Raw genomic sequence first — 20,046 nt, 5'->3', positions numbered from 1 at the left:
GGCTAATTTAATGAATACCCTGCCGAATAATAGTTCTAGTAGTTCTAGTAGTTCTAGTAGCGCTAGTAATAAAAATATAAATAACACACAACCAACACAAGAAATCGATTTAATGGCGCTTTTAGGTGCACTGCTCGATCGTAAATACTTCATAATAAGTTTGACCGTACTGTTTATGTTTGTAGGTGCTATTTATGCTGTATTAAGTATGCCTGTGTACCAGGCAACTGCAATGATTCAAGTTGAAGACAGCAGTGCATCGGTTCCCGGTTTTGACGATATGGCAGGTATGTTCGAAAGTACGTCGGCCGCTGTAACCGAAATAGAGTTATTAAAGTCTCGTAGTATAATCGGCGAGGCAGTCGATGTGTTAAACCTCGATATTGTAGCTGAACCTAAATTATACCCACTTATTGGTAGCCGATCATTTCGTAAATTTACCTCAACTGAAAGTGGCGAGCTAGCAGAGCCAAGCTTTGGTGCTGGCAGCTATGCGTGGGGTGGCGAGAGTATAAATATATTTAGATTCGAAGTGCCGCGTACAGCAATAAACCAAACATATACTCTTGTAGCGCAAGCTAATAATAACATTGAACTTTTAAATGCTGACGGAGAGCAAGTGTTAGCAGGTAAAGTAGGTGAAGAACTTAAAAAAAATAAGTTTAGTTTAACTGTTCGTACTTTAAACGCGCGCGCTGGTACTGAGTTTTTAATTTCTCGTAAAGATCGCCTTAATACTATTTTAGATTTACAAGCGGCGATAGGCGCAAGTGAAAAGGGTAAAGATTCAGGTATTATAAACCTAAGTTTGCAAAGCACTAACCCAAGCTACGCTGAAAAAGTGCTCGACAAAGTAGCCGCTATTTATGTTCGCCGAAATGTAGAGCGTAATAGCGCTGAAGCTCAAAAGTCACTCGAATTTTTAGAAGTACAATTACCTGAAATTAAAAAACAACTTGAATATGCTGAAGAACGCTTTAATAACTATCAAATAAAACGCCAATCTATAAATATAACACTAGAAACCCAAGGTGTGCTTGAACAAGTAGTAAAGCTTGAAACCAAATTACAAGAACTAAACTTAAAACGCCTGGAAATTGGTCGTAAGTTTAAAAAAGACCATCCAACATACCAAGGTATTTTAGAGCAAATAGAAGCTGTTGAAAGTCAAAAGCAAGAACTTGTAGGCGAGGTAAGTAACCTACCAGAAACCCAGCAAGAGCTACTCCGTTTAAAGCGTGATGTAGAAGTAAGCAATCAAATATACACTTTACTACTTAGTAAGACTCAAGAGCTTGATATAGTTCGTGCAGGTACAGTAGGTAACGTACGTATTATAGATTACGCAGAGGTTAATACTAGTAAACCTGTAAAGCCTAAAAAAGCACTAATAGTAGTCATGGCAACTATGCTAGGTGGTATGCTAGCTGTAGCATTAGTACTTATACAAAAAGCAATGCACAAAGGAGTTGAAGATCCAGCAGAAATAGAAGGAATTGGTTTACCTGTGTATGCAAGTGTACCGCATTCAGATTATCAGGATAAATTAAGTGGATTTGCAGAACGAGCCCGAAAGAGTAAGAGCAATAAACCTAAAAGTATATTAGCGCTTGATAATCCTGCGGATCTAGCAATAGAGGCGTTACGTAGCCTACGTACTAGCCTACACTTTGCGATGATGGAAGCTAAAAACAATATCATAGCTATATCAGGGCCGAGCCCTAGTGTAGGTAAGTCTTTTATATCGGTCAACTTGGCAAGTGTACTTGCACAAAGTGGTAAAAAAGTATTGATTATCGATGCTGATATGCGTAAAGGCTACTTACAAACTCAGTTTGGGATAGAGGCTACAGATGGATTAAGTGACTATCTGTCAGGTCGTTTGAATCTTGAACAGGTTGCAAAAGCAACTAAGGTTGAAGGCTTAAGTCTCATTACTCGTGGACAAATTCCACCAAATCCTTCAGAGCTTTTAATGCACAGCAACTTTAGTAAATTAATTGAAGAAATAGGAACTGCTTACGACATAATAATTATAGATACGCCACCAATTTTAGCTGTTACTGATCCTGTAATAGTTAGTGCTCAATGTGGAACTACATTGCTTGTGACACGCTTTGGGCAAAATCATTTGCGTGAAATAGAGCTAACTCGTAATCGCTTTGAGCAAAATGGAATCGATGTAAAGGGCGTTGTATTTAATGGTGTAGTTAAAAAAGCTAGTAATGCATATGGATATTATGGTTACTACAACTATGAATATAAAAGTGATAAGTAATAAAGGTTAAAAAAAATAGGGCCTATTGGGCACTTTTTAATAAAAGTATAAAAACAAGGTATTACAATAAGATAGGCAAAATTGGCTGTCTCAAAATGGAAAAAAGTGTCTCAGCGGGGTGTAATAAAACTGAGATATTATAGTGAAGAAAAACATGACGCCCCCATGATTTGTTGGCATATTCATAAGGTAGATATAAAACTTTATATAAATAAAAAAATTATATTTCGGAGGTTTTATTACCCTTGTATATACTTGTGATCAAGCGAAGATATTAGAGTGATATTAAGAACTGATAAAAAGTGAGATGGGGAATAATGCATATCAAAATATGATATGCTTTAGCTTATTAAAAAGCTTAGTTACTATATTTTAAAAACTAATATATTTTATTAAATCGCTTTTTTCGCCATAATTAGTCAAAGTTATGACATAGCAAGTATTATTTACGTATTTTAATTTATGCCATCTGGGGCTAGCAAGTTGAATAATATAGCAATCCAAGCTAGCATATCTAGTAGTAGCTTCTCAATTAAAGTTAGGGAAATAGCTAAGTGAATTCAATTTAATGAGATGTAGTATTCGCTTATTTAGTGTTTGTAAATAGGCTTGTATATTACTCCATCATTTAAAAGCTCATATTTTAGGTGGAGTGGACGGTATATTTTATACCAAGCTGTTTAAACAAATATGAAATTTATAAATGTCCTCTATAGTTACATCAAAACTATAAAATTAACTCCTATAATAGTGCTTTTAATGAAAAACTTGATTCCAAAGAGTGTCTTTAATAACTTTATAAATCTTAGTTCGATCCAAGTAATTACTGTACTTGTACAAATAATTTTATACCCTTTTTTAATAAATAAAATAGGTGCAGACGAGTATGGTAAAATTATATTAGCTCAGATAATTATTACTTATTTTCAAGTGTTTGTCGTTTTTGGTACCGATCTAGCCGCAATAAGCTTGGTGTCAGGGGAAAAAAAAACTCGAGTACTGAGTCATAGTTTTTCAATGGTTTTTTGGGGGCGATTAGTTTTAAGTTGCATAGGGGCTTTTCTTTATATTCTAATTTTATTATATTCTGATATAGATAGTATTTTTTTATTTTTTATAATCTCTATATTTGAACCTGCCTTTACCACCCGCTGGTATTATCATGGAAGAGAGGAACTAAGCAACTTTACAGTACCATTAGTTCTCTCTAGACTATTAATATCAATAATGATTTTTATAAGTGTTGGTGATGAAAGCGACAGGGATATAGTGATAATTTTATTATCTTTTGGTTATTTTTTAGGCGTATTACTTCCGTTTTTTTTACTACGGAAGAGAGATATTAAAATAGTAAAAGTAAAGTTTTTAGACATTGCAGTTTTTTTCTCTAGCTCATTTAGGTTGTTTTTAACAAATATTATTTCAATAGCTAAGGATAAAACATCAGCAATAATTATTGGTTTAGCAATTAGTTATGAGTTATTAGTTTATTATGAATTCGCAATGAAAATATCTAATGTTCTATCTTCATTTTTATCTTCTTTTAGCTCTTCTTTCTATCCTAAATTTTGTCAAAAATTTGATTTTTTTATGTATAAAAAAACCTCTAGATTAGTGTTTTTATTCAGCGCTACCCCTTTGTTTTTTCTCGTTTTATTCCCGAAGCAAATTAATGAAATTATATTCTTTATAATGGGGGTTAGCTTAGATGATGTAGTAAGTGTTTTTTATTTTTTTGGTTTACTCATATTCGTAAGAGGCCATTCATATTTCATGGGTTTATGTTGTTTAATGGCGAATAAGCAGAATAAAGATTACACAGAAACATTAATCTATTCATCACTGCTGTTTTTTATTCTCATAATTATTATGTTGAGTATTGGTACTTTAACGATGGGGAAAGTATGTTTAGCATATTCTATAGCCTTAGTGTTTGAATACTTTCATAGACTCTTTAAATGTAATAAATATTTATCAAAGGTGAGCTTTTGAAAGTTTTAATTTTTAGCCATGAATATCCAAATTTTGGTGGCGGAGCAGGCGTAGTAGCAAAGCAATTAGTTACAGACTTATCTAACCAAGGTGTAGTAGTCGATATTTTAACTAGGGCTCGTAAAAACAACGACTTATCAGATGTGAATCATTGTTTTGAGGTGGACTACAAAGGAAAACCGTGGTTTATTGCTTATACTGCCTATATAAAATTATGTATTAACCTTTCAAGCTATGATTTCATCATCTGCAATGATAACGTATCACAATATATTGCAGGATTAATCTTTACAAAAAAGGAACTAGAAAAAAGCGTTTTACTATTGCATGGTTCTGAACCTGAATATTTTTATCAAAATAAAAGTATAAAGGCTAAGTTATTATGTCTTGAAAAAGTATATAACCGTGCTATTACTCATTGTTCTAAATGTATTGCACACAGTTATTATATGAAAGATAAGTTTCTTGAACACACCACATCTAAAGTAAAAAAGGAAAAAATATTAGTTTTTTACTTTGGCTTCGATTCGGATTTGTTTTATCCAGTTGACGCTAGTAACCTTAGGACTAGTTTGGACTTGAAGTTATCTGATATAGTTTTACTGACCGTGGGTAGAGTAGTGGAGAAAAAAGGGTTTATTAGGAAACTAACATTATTTAATCAAGCTAGGAAGTCCAATTCAAACCTTAAATGGGTTATTGTGGGGGGAGGGCCATTCTCAGCAGAATTAAAACAACGGGTTTTTTCATTGTCATTAAATGATGATATTAAGTTTGCAGACGAAATTAATCGAAGTGACTTAAAGCAGTATTATAGTTTGGCGAACGTGTTTTGGCTTTTGTCAGAGTTTAAAGAATCATTTGGTTTAGTTTATATTGAATCTCAATCATGTGGGACTCCCGCTATAGGAAATAATTTGTATGGTGTAAAAGAGGCAATAAATAACAAAACAGGCCTACTAGCTAATAGCGACTCAGATGTTTTAGATTATATTAGTAATGGAGATTATGACTCACATATTAAAAATGACTTAATTGAGTTTTCAACACGTTTTCACTCTAAAAATTTTGCAATGTATTTAATAGAAAATTATAAATAGTATTTTGGATTTTGGTATGGTTATGAAAAGGACCCTGGCTGTTGTAATGACAGTTTATAACGAAGAAATTGAACATTTACAGCTTGCTTTAGAAAGTACTGTCGATGCTTTGGCAAACATAGAATCATCAAATGTTTTTGTTTATGTCGATAATAAAAATGAAAATTTAGATAGCGAATTACTTTCATATTTGAGCTTTATCGATAAATTTGAAAGTAAAGTGAATGTCTATTTCTCTGACATGAATATTGGCCTTGCCAAAAGTTTAAATTATGTAATTAATAACTTTTGTAAAGACTTTAAATTAATAGCTCGAATGGATGCTGATGATGTTTGTGACATAAGACGTTTCGATATTCAATTAAACGAAATTGAGAATACTAATGTTGATATTTTAGGCTCAAATGCGGTTAAAATAGACGAATCCAATCATGTGATAGGTCATATCATTAATAAAGAGTCTCCTCGCTTTCTTTATGGTAATGAAATGGTACATCCTTCGCTAATATTTAAAAAAGAAGTTTTTGACGAACTTTCAGGTTATAGGAATTACTTAGCTGCGCAAGACTATGACTTTTTATGTAGAGCTAAATCTTTAAATTTTGTTATTGTAAATTTAAAGGAAGAGTTGATTAACTATAGAATCAGAAATGGTGCTATTGGTCAGCGAAGAAAGAAGGTTCAAGTTATGTATAAAGTAGGAATATCAAAGTCCTTTCGTAATCGGACTATTTTAACTGAAGAATTGGCTTTAAATTCATCAGACTATAGAATCTATGACTTTATTGAAAGTCGATTGAAATTCAATAGGTTAATTTATCGCTTTGCTACTGTTTTCTCTATTTTACACCTTAAAAACTACTTTCTTAACTTCTCTAAGAGATACTCATGAAAAAGGCTCTAATTGTTGGTCCAAAAAAAAGTCAGCATATACAAAAATGGTATGAGAGGTCTGTAGGTTTAAATTTAAAGTTTATAACAATTGATCCCGGAGGGAGTGATTTCATTCCGGAAGTTGAGGAGATTTCAATTGAAAATGGAAGTCGGATTCTAAGGTTTTTGATTTTAATTCCCTTATTTTTATACACTTATTGGAAATATAAACCAAATGTAGTTAACTTTCATTATTTATCATCCTATGGTTTACTTGCACTTTTAGTTCCTAAGAAAAACCTAGTTCTCAACACTTGGGGGTCTGATGTAAACAATTATATAAAATCTAACAATAGGTTACATTTATTCCTAATTAGAAAGGCACTTAAGCGTTTTACTTGGATAAGTACGCCTGCTGAACATATGAAACAAAAACTTATAGAATTAGGTGGGAATAAAGATATTATTGATGTTTATCAGTATGGGGTTCCAGTACTTAATCGAAAGAAAGATAAAAGTGATAATATTATAAGATTTTTATCAAATCGCAACTGGGATTCACTTTATCGTGTAGATGTTATCATTGACGCCTTTGTCGAATTCATAACTCATAACCAAGTAGAGGCTGAGCTGTATATTTATGGTCGAGGTGGGGAAATTAAAGCCAAACTGGATACTTTGCTTTTTGATAACCCAGGACTAGAGCAGTACATAAAAGTTAAAGGCTATGTACGGCATAAAATCATGCTAGAAGAGATTACTAACATGGATGTATTTATTTCTGTGCCAGAAATCGATGGTATGCCTTTGTCATTATTAGAAGCTATGGAAATAGGACTTTTACCAATAGTATCTAATATAGATGCTAACAATGAATGGATAAATACAGAAAATGGAATTATCTGTGCAGAGGTTAATGCCCAAAGCCTATCAGCTAAAATGCTTGAAAGTTACAGCGTAATTAAAGAGAAAACTGATGGTTTAGAAAATCTCCTAAATTATAATAGGAACTTAGTAAGCAATAAAGGGCGTCTTCAAAGCAATACAGAGCTTTTCATTTCAAAGATAAATCAAGTTGCTAATAATTAGATCCTGTTATTTAGGTAAAAAGGGGAAAGCCCATTAATATCGAGTACTGTATTTTATTAATATTTACGTTAGTGCTTTTAATTTCAATTGTTATAACATTTTTTTTGAGAAAAAAAACAGGCACTTTTTCATTAGCTATTCCAATTTGGGTTATGGTTTTATGGTTATTTAAAGGTGGTATTGACTTTTCTATAGCAAGTATAAGTGGGGGAGATCTTAGGTATGAAAATGAGTTGTTTCCAGTTAATGTTGATATTGACTACCTTCTTTCATATTTAATTTATTTTTTATATTTTACAGCTTACTGTTTAATTTGTTTTATTTACTCACTTACTAGCACGAAAGTGACGTACACCAATATTACTGAAAGAACTGGAATCATAGAATCTAGATGTTTTATATTATTTACACTTATGATGGTGTGTATTTACATTTACTATGGGTATCAAATGTACCAGCAAGCGCTAGGCTCTGGTTTATCTGTTTATCACTATAGTCGTTTTAATGGTGGAACGACTAAATCGTTAATGACTTTGACTTCATGGATTGCATTAACAAGCTGTATAATTGGTATAGTGATAACTACAAAAAAATCTAAATTCATTTTTTCTAGTCTATTAGTTTTTATTTTTGTTAACTCTATGATTTTAGGAAATCGCCACATTCTTTTGTCAGGTTTACTATTTTACTTTGTCCTTATTTTAGATAGTCAGGATTTTGACTACAAAAAGCTTGTAAAATTTTTGTTGGTATTCATAGTGCTTTTATCCTCTGTCATGTCAATATATGTTGTACGTGAAGCGCAGGAGGGAAGTTTTAGTGATATTGACGGTTCTAAAGTCACACAAGGTGTGCTCGATAGTTTATCCTCATCAGAATTTATTTACTCACATATGTCTATGTATGGTGTAATTGCAAATGATGTTGACGTAAAACCGGGACAAAGCTTACTCTTTTTAGTTAGTGCTACATTACCAAGAGTACTTTCTAACTCAAGAGAAGATGATATATATACTTATTATATTGAGAATGTATCACCAAATCCATTTAAGGGTTTTACTATTGCTAACCCTACAGGTTGGTATTTAAATTTTGGATTAATAGGTGTTTTTTTAGGCGGAATTGCTCTGTCTTGCACTTGTTGCTTGCTGCATTACTCCTGTTACCACTACAAAGGTGGAAAAAGTTTATTCTTTCTTTTACTGTTTAGTCTATTTTTATCTGACTCTATCGGTTTTATGCGCTCAGGTGGCCCTGAACCTTTTAGAGCAGTATTTTTAATTAAATCATTTATTCCTGCATTATGTATAAGTTTTATTCTGAGAATGCGAATAAATAGATCTAAGGAAATTACAAAGCTTTGTTCTAAATAACTTTAAATTGAGTATTTCATGATAAAAACTAAAGTATCAATTATTATGCCTGCTTATAACGTAGCAGATTTTATTGCCGAGTCTATAAATAGTGTTTTAGCTCAAAGCTTTATAGAGTGGGAGCTTTTAATTATTGATGATTGCTCTTCAGACACTACTGTGAAGGTTATTACACCTTTTCTGTCAGACTTAAGAATAAAGTTAATTAAAAATCAGAAAAATCTAGGTGGTGCAGGTTCAAGAAATGTTGGTATAAAAGAAGCGAATGGAAGGTACATTGCATTTTTAGATTCAGATGATCTCTGGACAGAGAGTAAATTAGAAAAACAGATAAGCTTTATGGAGCACAGAAGTATCGGCTTCTCTTTTGCTGCACATACAACTATCGATGAGCAAGGGAGTGTTCTTGAAAAAGTTGATGTACCAAAAAGAGTTAGCTTTAAAGGGTTACTTAAGCATAATTATATAGGTTGTTTAACTGCTATTTATGATACAAAACCTTATGGTAAAATTTACTTACCTCTAGTTAAAAAAAGACAAGATTTTGCTCTTTGGTTAGAATTATTAAAGAAATTCGATAATGCCTATGCTATGAATGAGAGTCTAGGGTTTTATAGAATTAGGCCAGGCTCGTTATCACGCAATAAGGTAGATGCATTTAAATACTACTGGCTTGTACTTCGTGATGTTGGGGGGTGTAGCTTCCTATTTGCTAGCTTTAATATATTGTGCTATCTGGGAATTGTTTTTATTAAGAAAAAAAATGTAAAAATTTACAACAAGTATTTTATAGGTTAGATAATGCAAAAAATTTTATTAACAGGGTCTACAGGCTTTATTGGAACGGCTTTAAACGCATCTTTTTTGACTCTAACGGAGTTTGATGTTCGTAAACTTATTCGGAAAAAGAACTTCAAAAGTAATAGCCACAATTGTATTGATGTTGGTGAGCTTACTGGCGAAACGGATTATTATGCTGCATTACAGAACATAGATGTCGTTGTTCATTTAGCAGCTATAGCACATGATAAACATGAGCTTTCAGCTAATACATTCGAAAAATATAAAGTTTGTAATATTGACGCTACGCTAAGTCTAGCAAGGCAGGCTGCTAGCTTGGGTGTTAAGCGGTTTGTTTTTTTAAGCTCTATTGGCGTAAATGGTGTGAATAACGACTCCTGCTTTACTTGTTTTGACGAAGAACATCCCACTGATGATTATGCTAAATCTAAATATAACGCTGAGCTCGGCTTGAAAAAAATAGCAGAAGAAACAGGAATTGAGGTCGTTGTTATTAGACCGCCTCTTGTATACGGCAAGAATGCTCCTGGTAACTTTGGGGCTCTTTTAAAAATTGCAAAAAAGAATCCTCCCCTACCATTTGGTAAAATCAATAATCAACGCAGTTTTGTTGCGCTAGATAATTTAATTGATTTGATAATAACCTGTATTAACCATCCAAATGCAGCTAATCAAACGTTCTTAGTGAGCGATGATATGAATATATCTACATCGAACTTGCTGAAAAAACTTATCTTAGCTGCTGGTAATAAACCTTGCTTATTACCAGTACCTGTTTGTTTCTTAAAGCTTATAGCTACTATAGTTGGGAGGAAGGCAGCTATAGAAAAACTTTCGAATTCATTAACAGTTGATATAGAATATACTAAAAAAACATTGAACTGGAAACCACCAATAACATTAGACGAAGGCATTTGTCGTTGTTTTAAATAACACTCCTTTAATTATTCATGGGCTTTTAAATGATACGTTTACTCGATTTTTTGTTTTCACTGTTTGGCTTGTTGTTTGCTATGCCATTTTTAGTGATTTTATATATTATTGGTTTATTTGACACTGGCTCACCTATTTTCATGCAGAAGCGTATAGGCCATAATAAAAAACCGTTTACACTAGTTAAGTTTAGAACTATGACAGTTGATACCGCGTCGGTAGCAAGTCACTTAGCGAGTACTGCATCAATAACTCCTTTTGGTACTTTTTTGCGTAATACAAAACTAGATGAACTACCACAGCTTTGGAATGTTTTAAAAGGCGAAATGAGCCTCGTGGGCCCTCGCCCTGGTTTATTTAACCAAATAGAGTTAACTCAGGCGCGCGAAGCTAATAATATTTTTGACGTGCGTCCAGGCATTACTGGACTTGCTCAGATTAGTGAAATTGATATGTCTACTCCAGAGTTGCTTGCGAAAACAGACCGTAAAATGATAGATACACTAACAATAGGTAATTACTTTAAATATATACTGATGACAGTGACTGGAAGTGGAAGTGGAGATAGAGTTAAGTAGTATAAAATTTCTAGTTTCTAAAGTATTAAAAGGAACTTGTTATGGATGGTTTTATCCGCACAGTTATTAATGCGCCACGTGCTAAAAAGCGTGTTATTACTTTATGTATAGACTCACTTTTTATAGCTGCAGCATTTTGGTTGGCTCTAATTGTAAGGCTTGATAGCTTGGAGCCATTAAGTGTTGCTGGAAATTGGTTGTTATTAGTACTATTAGTTCCCGTTAGTTTATATACATTTATTAGTTTAGGTTTATACCGTGCTGTACTTAGGTATATGAACTCACAAGCAGTATGGGCCATTATACTTGGTACACTTATCACCACTGTAAGCTTGGTGCTGTTAGCTTTTTTTATTGGTATAGATATACAACGTACTATGCCATTTATTTTTGCTTGGCTATGTTTATTAACCGTAGGTGGTTCACGTATTATAGCGGTTGCTCTGATAGGAAGAATGACCACCAGCAACAAAGATGCGGTCATTATTTATTGTTCTGGGCGTCAATTAGCCACTGCATTAAATACCGGGCCTGAGTGTTTTGTAAGTGCGTTTATTGATGAGGACATGACAGAGCATGGCTCTATAATACAAGGCATAGCTGTACGTGTGTTTAATGATATACATGCATTAATAAAAAAGCGTAAAGCAACGAAAGTGTTGCTTGCTATCCCCAGTGAAACACACACAAGGCGTAAAGAACTACTCGCACAACTATATCGGCCATTAACCATCAAAGTACTTTCGATGGTTAATGGCCGATATAGTTGTAGGTTAAGCAAAACCTTCTGAATTTTTAGACGTTGAAATTGAAGATTTGCTTGGGCGCAATCCTGTAAGCCCTCAAGATGATTTAATGACTGCCAATATAACAAATAAAGTAGTGATGGTTACTGGTGCGGGGGGAGCAATAGGCACTGAACTGTGTAGATAAATAGTGAAACTCAAATCAACTAAATTGGTGTTGTTTGAGCGCAGTGAAATTGCCCTTTATTCAATTGAAAAAGAGTTAGGTGGTACATAACTAATAATGCTCTTGATATTGAACTCATCTCTATCATGGGCTCAGTACAACGTGTAAACCGCCTTGAAACGGTAATTTTGGTGTGCAAACCATCTACCATGCCGCTGCTTATAAGTATGTGCCATTGGTTGAGTACAATGTAGTAAAAGGTGTATGTAATAATGTATTTGGTACAACTTACGCTGCAAATGCTAAAGTAGATACCTTTGTTCTATTTCTACCGATAAAGTGGTGCGTCCTACTAATGTGATGGGTGCAACTAAGCGCATGGCTGAGCTGGTACTACAAGGTTTAGCACAAGAGCGGGGGCTAAACACGCTTTTGTATGGTGCACATTTGGTAATGTGCTTGGTCCAAGTGGCTCTCTTATACCACTATTTAGCCGTCAAATAAAAGAAGGCGGTCCAATAACACTTACTCACCCTGATAGCCCGTTACTTTATGACCATACCTGAAGCTGCACAGCTTGTTACACACACAGGCGCTATGGGCAGGACGGTGATGTATTCGTACTTGATATGGGTGACTCGGTAAAAATAATTGATTTGGCAAGAAAAACGGTTAGGCTATTGGGCCTCGAAATTAAAAAAGATAATAACCCGCATGGTGACATTGAAATTAAATATACCGGTTTACGCCCAGGTGAAAAGCTTTACGAAGAGCTATTAATAGGCGATAACGTAGAGCAAACTCCCCATGAGCGTATAATGACGGCAAAAGAAGTAATGTTACCTTTGCCAGAGTTTAATGTATTTATTGAGGCACTTGATATTGCATGCCATGACTTTAATCACGAAACTATACGTCAGTTATTACTCGATGCACCAACCGGCTTTAATCCCACTGATGGTATTTGGGATTTAGTGTGGAATGCCAGGCTTAAAAATGAGTCTGAAGGTAATACTGAAAGCGTAAGCTATGTGGTTAATTTAAGTAAATAGTAAATAATAAGTGTTAGATGTTAGCTATCAAGTATAAATAGAGATCTGATAGTGATTAAAGTTAAGAATTTAATGTAAAAAAACCAGTGGTTTTAGGGAAATAAAATGAAAATTGCAGTAGTTGGCACAGGATATGTAGGCCTCTCTAACGCTATGTTATTAGCACAACATAATGAAGTTGTTGCGCTCGATATAGATGAGCAAAAAATAGCGCTTTTAAATGATAAACAATCACCAATTGTTGATACCGAAATTAGTAATTTTTTAACTCGTAATGATTTAAATTTTACAGCCACTACTGATAAAAATGCAGCATACAAAAATGCAGACTTTGTAATTATTGCGACTCCGACTGATTATGATGTAGAAAATAATTACTTTAATACCAACTCTGTAGAGGCTGTTATCAAAGATGCTACAGCGCATAACTCAACTGCAGTTTTAGTCATTAAATCGACAGTACCAGTTGGCTTTACGCAAAATATTAAAACAGAGTTAGGTGTAGATAACTTAATATTCTCACCTGAGTTTTTACGTGAAGGTAAAGCTTTACACGACAACTTGCATCCATCACGTATTGTTGTTGGCGAGCAAAGTGAACGTGCTGAAGTATTTGCTAACTTACTTAAGCAAGGCGCTATAAAAGAAGACATTGAAGTACTCTTTACTGACTCAACAGAAGCTGAGGCTATTAAACTATTTTCAAATACTTATTTGGCGATGCGTGTAGCTTATTTTAATGAGCTAGATAGCTATGCAGAAGCACATGGCTTAAACAGTAAACAAATTATACAGGGGGTTAGTTTAGATCCGCGTATAGGTAACCACTATAACAACCCTTCGTTTGGCTATGGTGGCTATTGCTTACCTAAGGATACTAAACAATTACGCGCAAATTATGCAGACGTGCCTAATAATATTATTGGTGCAATTGTTGACGCTAACACTACACGCAAAGATTTTATTGCGGATTCAATCATTAAGCGTGAACCGAAAATAGTAGGCGTTTATCGTTTGGTAATGAAAACAGGTTCAGATAATTTTAGAGCCTCTGCTATTCAAGGCATAATGAAGCGTATTAAAGCCAAAGGTATTGAAGTTGTAGTATATGAACCTGTACTTGAAGATAGTGAGTTTTATCATTCACGTGTAATTAAAGACTTAAACGAATTTAAGCAATTATCTGATGTAGTGGTGTCTAACCGTATGGTTGAAGAGCTTAGCGATATTGCAGACAAAGTGTATTCGCGTGACTTATTTGGTAGTGATTAATTAGTCACTTGTTATATAAATTTGGATATACAGTTTAGGTATCAGCTATAGCTTATAACGTAATTAAACGTCTCTTTGTTAGTAACTAGCTTTTATTGTTTTGACGTCTGATACCTTTTCACTCTTTTGTATATAAAGGAATATTATGAAATATTTAGTAACCGGCGCAGCTGGCTTTATTGGTAGCGCGGTTGTAGAAAAATTAATTGCTGCAGGGCACCAAGTAGTTGGTATTGATAACTTAAATGATTATTATGACGTTAACCTTAAGCTTGCACGCCTTAATCGTATTAAGCATGAGCAGTTTGAAATTAAAAAGGTTGATTTAGCAGACCGCTCAGCAATGGCAAGTTTATTTGAACAAGAGGAGTTTGACCGTGTCATTCATCTTGCGGCGCAAGCAGGTGTACGTTATTCAATTGAAAACCCACATGCTTACGCTGATTCTAACTTAGTTGGCCATCTTAATATTCTTGAAGGCTGTCGCCAAACAAAAGTGAAGCACCTAATTTATGCTTCATCAAGTTCAGTTTACGGCCTAAATGCTAAAGTCCCCTTTGAGACCTCCGACTCAGTTGATCACCCAGTTTCTTTGTACGCAGCGACTAAAAAAGCAAATGAGTTGATGTCGCACAGCTACTCGCATTTATACCATATTCCAACAACAGGTCTGCGTTTTTTCACTGTATATGGCTCTTGGGGCCGTCCTGATATGGCACCGTTTATCTTTACTAAAAAGATATTAGATGGCGACACTATTGATATTAACAACAATGGCGACATGTGGCGTGACTTTACCCACGTAGACGATATTGTTGAAGGCGTAGTACGCATCGCAGATGTCGTCCCGGGGCGTGATGAGCAATGGACTGTAGAGCAAGGTACACCGGCTTCAAGTTCTGCACCTTACGCTGTATATAACATTGGTCATGGTTCACCTATTAGCTTGATGGATTTTGTGAAAGCTATTGAAGATGAGCTGGGTATAGAAGCGAAGAAAAATTTCCGTGAAATGCAGCCCGGCGATGTATACCAAACCTATGCTGACACCCAAGACTTATTTGCGGCAACTGGTTATAAACCACAAGTAGGTATTAAAGCGGGCGTTGCTGAGTTTATTACTTGGTATAAAGAGTTTTACAACAAGTAAGTAAAGCTACCGATCGCCTAGCCTATTAGGGCTGTTTTTTTTGCTAATTTAACACGCTAATTTATAATACCTTTTTTGAAAAAAGTGTCTCAGGCTGAGACAGTACTGAGACACTCTTTTCGTCATTTTTCTGCACCAATAGTCGTATTCCTTCCTTCTATCTATTACCTTAATTAAATGCGTATTTATATCACTTAGAGAATAGTGAGATCACATACTCATTAAATATTTTCATAACTAATTACTTTTTTAACTACTTACAGTCGTATGTTTTTTGTTATAATCCACGCTCACATTAATTTAAAATACAATACAGGGTTTTCCTTGTACTGGAACTGCAAAGGAACTTGCCGTGGATAGTTTCATCCGTTCTGTTTTAAGTGCTTCTAGGGCTAGAAAACGCCTCATTACGCTTTTTATCGACTCTCTTTTTATTTTTACCGCTTTCTGGCTAGCCCTTATCGTAAGGCTTGATAGCTTAGCGCCTCTTTATAATACGGATAACTGGTTACTACTTAGTTTACTTATTCCCATCAGTTTGTTCATTTTTATTAATTTAGGGTTGTACAGGGCGGTACTGCGATATATGAATTCGCAAGCTGTCTGGGCTATTGTGCTCGGAACTGTACTAACGACGGGTTTTTTAGTTTTACTGGCCTTTTTCACCGGGATCTCGATACCGCGTACGATGCCATTTATTTTTGCATGGTTGTGTTTGTTAACGGTGGGGGGAGCGCGCATTTTAGTGCGAGCCATTATTAGTAAAATGACGATGAATAAGAAAGAGTCTGTTGTTATATACGGCGCAGGCTCAGCAGGGCGACAATTAGCCACCGCGTTAGGCGCAGGCCCGAATTACTATGTGCGTGCTTTTATAGATGATGATACGACTAAAAATAACTCTGTCATACAGGGTATCCCTGTTATCAGATTTGAAGATATTTATGCCTTAATTGCTAAGGGTCAAGCGACTAAAGTGCTGCTTGCTGTCCCTAGCGCACCGCGTTCACGTCGAAAAGAAATACTTGCGCAGTTAGAGCCACTTAGCGTCAAAGTACTTTCTATACCGGGTATGGCGGATGTCGTTGAAGGCAAAGCAAAACTTGCTGAGATGAGTGAAGTTGGCGTTGAAGATTTACTTGGGCGCGATCCAGTTACACCAAAATCTGATTTAATGGCTGCTAATATTGCAGACAAAATAGTAATGGTGACAGGTGCGGGTGGCTCTATAGGCTCAGAACTTTGTAGACAAATAATTAAGCAAAAACCAAAGAAGCTCGTTTTATTTGAGCAAAGTGAATATGGCTTATATATTTTAGAAAAAGAGCTTTCTGAGTACATTGCCCACAATAACTTGGATATCAAGCTAGTACCTATAATGGGTTCTGTTCAGCGTATTAACCGAATCGAAACAGTCATGGTTACGTTTGGTGTGCAGACTGTTTATCACGCTGCAGCCTACAAGCACGTACCTCTAGTTGAGCATAACGTAGTCGAAGGGGTACGTAATAATGTATTCGGTACTTACTATGCAGCTAAAGCCGCGGTGAATGCGGGTGTTGAAAAGTTTGTACTTATTTCTACCGATAAAGCGGTGCGCCCCACAAATGTAATGGGTGCAACTAAACGTATGGCTGAATTAGTGTTACAAGGTTTAGCACAAGAGCAAGGTCGCAAGCATAAGACACGTTTTTGTATGGTGCGTTTCGGTAATGTTTTAGGATCGAGTGGTTCTGTGGTCCCTTTATTCCGTAGACAAATAAAAGAGGGCGGTCCTATAACGCTTACTCACCCTGACATAACACGGTTTTTTATGACCATTCCTGAGGCTGCCCAACTAGTTATACAAGCAGGCGCTATGGGAAAAGGTGGGGACGTGTTTGTTCTCGATATGGGCGACCCTGTTAAGATTAAAGACTTGGCAACGAAAATGGTTAGGCTTTCTGGGTTAACTGTTAAAAACGATACGAATCCACACGGTGATATTGAAATAAAATGCACAGGATTACGTCCAGGGGAAAAACTTTTTGAAGAACTTCTCATAGGCGATAACGTTGGTGAAACAACGCATGAGCGTATTATGACTGCAAAAGAGGTAATGCTTCCTTTACCAGAGCTAAATGTATTCCTCGAAGCGTTAGATATTGCTTGTCATAACTTTGATAATGAAACAATTCGCCAGTTACTTTTAGATGCCCCAACAGCGTTTAATCCAACTGATGGAATATGCGACTTAGTGTGGAAGGCAAAAGCGAAAAAAATGAGTGATGAGAAGCTTGTTGATAATATTATTAATTTAAAGCGCTAAATGCAGAGCAGAAGTTAACTCTAAATATAGAGATTTGCGCTACGGGCATATCTTAACGTTATTTTGATTGTAGGCGCGGCTCAAAAGTCGCGTTTTTTTGTAATAAATAAAATTCGGTGTCAACCGGCCAAGATAATTGACGCTAGACCGGCCACCGTAATTGTCGCTTAATACTCATTGACAGTGTTTGTAGCGCGCTAAAATTAAAAAACTTACTAAAGGGCGCTGCACTCTTTATCTAGATTACCAACTTTTAGTTATAGACATAAAGTGAGCGCTCACTTCATTGGTTTCTGAACTGACTTACATGATGATTCAACGTCGTTAAAATTAAAAGTTACCTACTTTATTGCAGGTAACTTCAATTGAATTAAGCTTTAATGATTATACTGAATTACGACATCGTGACTTTTTAATTAAGAGCCTCATGAGATACCACGTTCCACCATCATTTCACTAAACGCAAAACCATCTTGCCTTGAAGCATTCGCAATATAAGGTGCATAAACCTCGAATAATAATCGAGTATCACTGTGTCCGAGCATATGCGAGATATATAACGGGTTTTCGTGCGCTGCAATATGCAATACAGCAGCTGTATGGCGAGTCTCATAAGGACGCCTACGTGATAGCCCCGCATTTTTCAATGATGGATACCAAAGCTGTTTACTCACAAAGTGATTATCGAGCGGGTTACCATTGTGGGTAAATACAAATTCAGTATCAGCTAGGTCTTTTAAGCGGTTAAATAGCGCGTATAAAGTATCGCACATTTTTAGTTCACGCCGTGATTTAGGCGTTTTTACATCACACAATTCACCATTAACCCAGTTATGGCGAATACGAATAAGGCGATGATTAAAATCCACATCACCCCAACGCAAGCCATGAACTTCACAGCTTCGCATCCCAGTCCAAAAGCGTAGTTTAAAGTAATCTGTCCACTCAATGGGTGTTGCATCTAAAAAGAGCTGTACCTCATCAGCGGTTAGCGGGTTTGAGTCAGCACGTTCTTCCTTCAATGTTTTATAACGACGCATAGGGTAGGGGAAATTATGCTCTTCGGCGGCTAAACTCAAGATAGCGATGAGCGGCCATAATATTCCATTGATGCGTTTATTCGTAAGCTTTCGACGGCCATTCTTTTTTATCAACGTTAGGCTTTCACGAAAATAGTCTACATTCGCCAATGTGATTTCACTGACGAGTATATTGCCAAATTCAGGTGTCAAATACGTATCGAGTATATTTCGCACGACACTTTGATAACTATTTTTCCATTTTGCTTTTTGACGGTCAAACCACTCATTCGCATAATCATTAAAAAATGGGTGCAAGCGGTCGGGATGCTTGATGCGTTGTAGCACCTCAAACTTCGCCACCTTTTTACTCTCAGGGAAATAATCGCGGTACTGGAACGTTTCTAAAGCAATTTCTGCATTGATTTTCTTAAGCGTCGCATGGGCTTTTTTTAAATTAACAGGTGTCGCCATGAGCTTAGTGCCTTCACGAAAGCGTTGCCCGTATAGATGTAAATCAAATTGAATACGCCCGTTAGGACGAATGCGAATGTGAGCCATAATGGTCTCCATTAGTTAGTCGATCTATAAATAGATCTATCCCTCACCAATGGAATTCGTTAGAATCAAGCCATCGGCTGGGGTGGTTTAAACGTGTCGCAGCCGGTACGGGGTAGGGAGGTTGCACCCTCTTTACCCCAACTGCTTATCTTATTTTCAATTGTGCTAATACTGTATACTACGTATTAAAACGCGCCACTATCAAAATAATTACTCTGAATATAACAAGTACTGTTTATTTGTCCAGTGTTCTATTGTAAGTTTGTCGATTTTGAAATTTTTGCAAACAATGTGAGTAAGTGATGACATGGGCTTAACATAAACACATTAGCGTCAGCAGATAATTTAAACATTATCAAACCCCATACCAGGAAAGTTGTGGATCACTAAAATCTTCCCCATGTTTCCCAAGTTCTTTCTCAAATGCTTTTTTAGCCTCTATTACCTTGCTCATTTTGTCAGGTGCAAGTTCAATATCATCAATACATTGATATGGATTGACTGAGTCTGTATCGCTATAAAAACCGAGACTACGTTTTCTATCTGGTAATCCTCCCATTTTTAATAGAGGCTATCTGTAGAATTAAAACTCGGATTTCTAAGCTTCTCTTTTCCCTAAATGTTTAAAATACCATCATAGATTCGGAGTTAGGCTTAACACAGACTAGCCTTACTTTTATCTAAGATAGGGTATTCCCCTATGAAGAATAACCTGATGTGTGCTTTAAATACGTTTTTAAAGTACTATTTAGGTT

The 20,046-nt window shown here is 35.5% G+C and carries 17 protein-coding genes and 1 pseudogene; 16 read left to right on the top strand and 2 right to left on the bottom strand.

The annotated features are described in order from the left end of the window. Nucleotides 1-10 precede the first annotated feature (10 nt). The 16 genes and pseudogenes from GQR45_RS04975 (at nucleotide 11) to GQR45_RS04915 (ending at nucleotide 17,711) form a co-directional block, all read left to right on the top strand. Nucleotides 11-2,278 carry a polysaccharide biosynthesis tyrosine autokinase gene (locus tag GQR45_RS04975; RefSeq protein ID WP_165725318.1) on the top strand — a complete coding sequence of 756 codons (2,268 nt, stop codon included), beginning with the start codon at nucleotides 11-13 and terminating at the stop codon, nucleotides 2,276-2,278. Between the two features lie 759 nt (nucleotides 2,279-3,037). Then, nucleotides 3,038-4,270, top strand: a complete 1,233-nt coding sequence (locus tag GQR45_RS04970) for an oligosaccharide flippase family protein (protein WP_165725317.1) — start codon at nucleotides 3,038-3,040, stop codon at nucleotides 4,268-4,270. Further along, a complete protein-coding gene (locus GQR45_RS04965; RefSeq protein ID WP_165725316.1) occupies nucleotides 4,267-5,370 on the top strand; it encodes a glycosyltransferase family 4 protein in 1,104 nt (367 codons plus the stop codon). The genes GQR45_RS04970 and GQR45_RS04965 overlap by 4 nt, the downstream gene beginning before the upstream one ends. 46 nt (nucleotides 5,371-5,416) lie before the next feature. Beyond that, entirely contained in the window at nucleotides 5,417-6,262 is an 846-nt protein-coding gene (locus GQR45_RS04960; protein ID WP_165725315.1) for a glycosyltransferase, read from the top strand. Next, nucleotides 6,259-7,332 (top strand): glycosyltransferase, encoded by a 1,074-nt coding sequence (locus GQR45_RS04955; protein WP_165725314.1) that lies wholly within the window; start codon nucleotides 6,259-6,261, stop codon nucleotides 7,330-7,332. Before GQR45_RS04960 ends, GQR45_RS04955 begins: the two co-directional genes overlap by 4 nt. A 104-nt stretch (nucleotides 7,333-7,436) precedes the next feature. Further along, nucleotides 7,437-8,705: an O-antigen polymerase gene (locus tag GQR45_RS04950; protein WP_165725313.1), complete on the top strand. Its 1,269-nt coding sequence runs from the start codon at nucleotides 7,437-7,439 to the stop codon at nucleotides 8,703-8,705. Nucleotides 8,706-8,723: 18 nt separating this feature from the next. After that, nucleotides 8,724-9,503 (top strand): glycosyltransferase family 2 protein, encoded by a 780-nt coding sequence (locus GQR45_RS04945; protein WP_206008546.1) that lies wholly within the window; start codon nucleotides 8,724-8,726, stop codon nucleotides 9,501-9,503. 3 nt (nucleotides 9,504-9,506) lie between these two features. After that, entirely contained in the window at nucleotides 9,507-10,439 is a 933-nt protein-coding gene (locus tag GQR45_RS04940) for an NAD-dependent epimerase/dehydratase family protein (protein ID WP_165725312.1), read from the top strand. Nucleotides 10,440-10,468: 29 nt separating this feature from the next. Further along, a complete protein-coding gene (locus GQR45_RS04935) occupies nucleotides 10,469-11,017 on the top strand; it encodes a sugar transferase (protein ID WP_165725311.1) in 549 nt (182 codons plus the stop codon). 41 nt (nucleotides 11,018-11,058) lie between these two features. Then, entirely contained in the window at nucleotides 11,059-11,808 is a 750-nt protein-coding gene (locus GQR45_RS21320) for a hypothetical protein (RefSeq protein ID WP_240920141.1), read from the top strand. Nucleotides 11,809-12,122: 314 nt separating this feature from the next. After that, nucleotides 12,123-12,290 carry a polysaccharide biosynthesis protein gene (locus tag GQR45_RS21495; protein WP_346774193.1) on the top strand — a complete coding sequence of 56 codons (168 nt, stop codon included), beginning with the start codon at nucleotides 12,123-12,125 and terminating at the stop codon, nucleotides 12,288-12,290. Continuing rightward, nucleotides 12,290-12,433, top strand: a complete 144-nt coding sequence (locus GQR45_RS21490; RefSeq protein ID WP_277344597.1) for a hypothetical protein — start codon at nucleotides 12,290-12,292, stop codon at nucleotides 12,431-12,433. The genes GQR45_RS21495 and GQR45_RS21490 overlap by 1 nt, the downstream gene beginning before the upstream one ends. After that, nucleotides 12,385-12,981, top strand: a pseudogene (locus GQR45_RS21315) (polysaccharide biosynthesis protein). The gene GQR45_RS21490 and the pseudogene GQR45_RS21315 overlap by 49 nt, the downstream one beginning before the upstream one ends. A 105-nt stretch (nucleotides 12,982-13,086) precedes the next feature. Next, nucleotides 13,087-14,253 (top strand): nucleotide sugar dehydrogenase, encoded by a 1,167-nt coding sequence (locus GQR45_RS04925; protein WP_165725310.1) that lies wholly within the window; start codon nucleotides 13,087-13,089, stop codon nucleotides 14,251-14,253. Between the two features lie 145 nt (nucleotides 14,254-14,398). Next, on the top strand, nucleotides 14,399-15,403 hold the full coding sequence (locus GQR45_RS04920; RefSeq protein ID WP_165725309.1) for an NAD-dependent epimerase: 1,005 nt from the start codon (nucleotides 14,399-14,401) through the stop codon (nucleotides 15,401-15,403). A gap of 352 nt (nucleotides 15,404-15,755) precedes the next feature. Beyond that, nucleotides 15,756-17,711, top strand: coding sequence for a nucleoside-diphosphate sugar epimerase/dehydratase (locus GQR45_RS04915; protein ID WP_165725308.1), 1,956 nt, complete (start codon nucleotides 15,756-15,758; stop codon nucleotides 17,709-17,711). 425 nt (nucleotides 17,712-18,136) lie between these two features. Here the strand turns inward: GQR45_RS04915 and GQR45_RS04910 are convergent, their stop codons facing one another. Beyond that, nucleotides 18,137-19,291 (bottom strand): DUF3596 domain-containing protein, encoded by a 1,155-nt coding sequence (locus GQR45_RS04910; protein ID WP_165725307.1) that lies wholly within the window; start codon nucleotides 19,289-19,291, stop codon nucleotides 18,137-18,139. Nucleotides 19,292-19,646: 355 nt separating this feature from the next. Then, nucleotides 19,647-19,850: a hypothetical protein gene (locus GQR45_RS04905; protein ID WP_165725306.1), complete on the bottom strand. Its 204-nt coding sequence runs from the start codon at nucleotides 19,848-19,850 to the stop codon at nucleotides 19,647-19,649. Nucleotides 19,851-20,046 lie beyond the last annotated feature (196 nt).

It is taken from the genome of Pseudoalteromonas sp. SA25, assembly GCF_011378705.1.
Lineage (GTDB): Bacteria > Pseudomonadota > Gammaproteobacteria > Enterobacterales > Alteromonadaceae > Pseudoalteromonas > Pseudoalteromonas arctica.
This window is presented reverse-complemented; position numbering and strand designations above follow the sequence as displayed.

Excerpts from the sequence above, each read along its gene's own strand:
- GQR45_RS04910 (WP_165725307.1), bottom strand. The coding sequence starts at position 19,291 with ATGGCTCACATTCGCATTCGTCCTAACGGGCGTATTCAATTTGATTTA.
- GQR45_RS04970 (WP_165725317.1), top strand. The coding sequence starts at position 3,038 with ATGAAAAACTTGATTCCAAAGAGTGTCTTTAATAACTTTATAAATCTT.
- GQR45_RS04960 (WP_165725315.1), top strand. The coding sequence starts at position 5,417 with ATGACAGTTTATAACGAAGAAATTGAACATTTACAGCTTGCTTTAGAA.
- GQR45_RS04940 (WP_165725312.1), top strand. The coding sequence starts at position 9,507 with ATGCAAAAAATTTTATTAACAGGGTCTACAGGCTTTATTGGAACGGCT.
- GQR45_RS21320 (WP_240920141.1), top strand. The coding sequence starts at position 11,059 with ATGGATGGTTTTATCCGCACAGTTATTAATGCGCCACGTGCTAAAAAG.
- GQR45_RS21490 (WP_277344597.1), top strand. The coding sequence starts at position 12,290 with ATGGGTGCAACTAAGCGCATGGCTGAGCTGGTACTACAAGGTTTAGCA.
- GQR45_RS04925 (WP_165725310.1), top strand. The coding sequence starts at position 13,087 with ATGAAAATTGCAGTAGTTGGCACAGGATATGTAGGCCTCTCTAACGCT.
- GQR45_RS04935 (WP_165725311.1), top strand. The coding sequence starts at position 10,469 with ATGATACGTTTACTCGATTTTTTGTTTTCACTGTTTGGCTTGTTGTTT.
- GQR45_RS04920 (WP_165725309.1), top strand. The coding sequence starts at position 14,399 with ATGAAATATTTAGTAACCGGCGCAGCTGGCTTTATTGGTAGCGCGGTT.
- GQR45_RS04975 (WP_165725318.1), top strand. The coding sequence starts at position 11 with ATGAATACCCTGCCGAATAATAGTTCTAGTAGTTCTAGTAGTTCTAGT.
- GQR45_RS04955 (WP_165725314.1), top strand. The coding sequence starts at position 6,259 with ATGAAAAAGGCTCTAATTGTTGGTCCAAAAAAAAGTCAGCATATACAA.
- GQR45_RS04905 (WP_165725306.1), bottom strand. The coding sequence starts at position 19,850 with ATGGGAGGATTACCAGATAGAAAACGTAGTCTCGGTTTTTATAGCGAT.
- GQR45_RS04945 (WP_206008546.1), top strand. The coding sequence starts at position 8,724 with ATGATAAAAACTAAAGTATCAATTATTATGCCTGCTTATAACGTAGCA.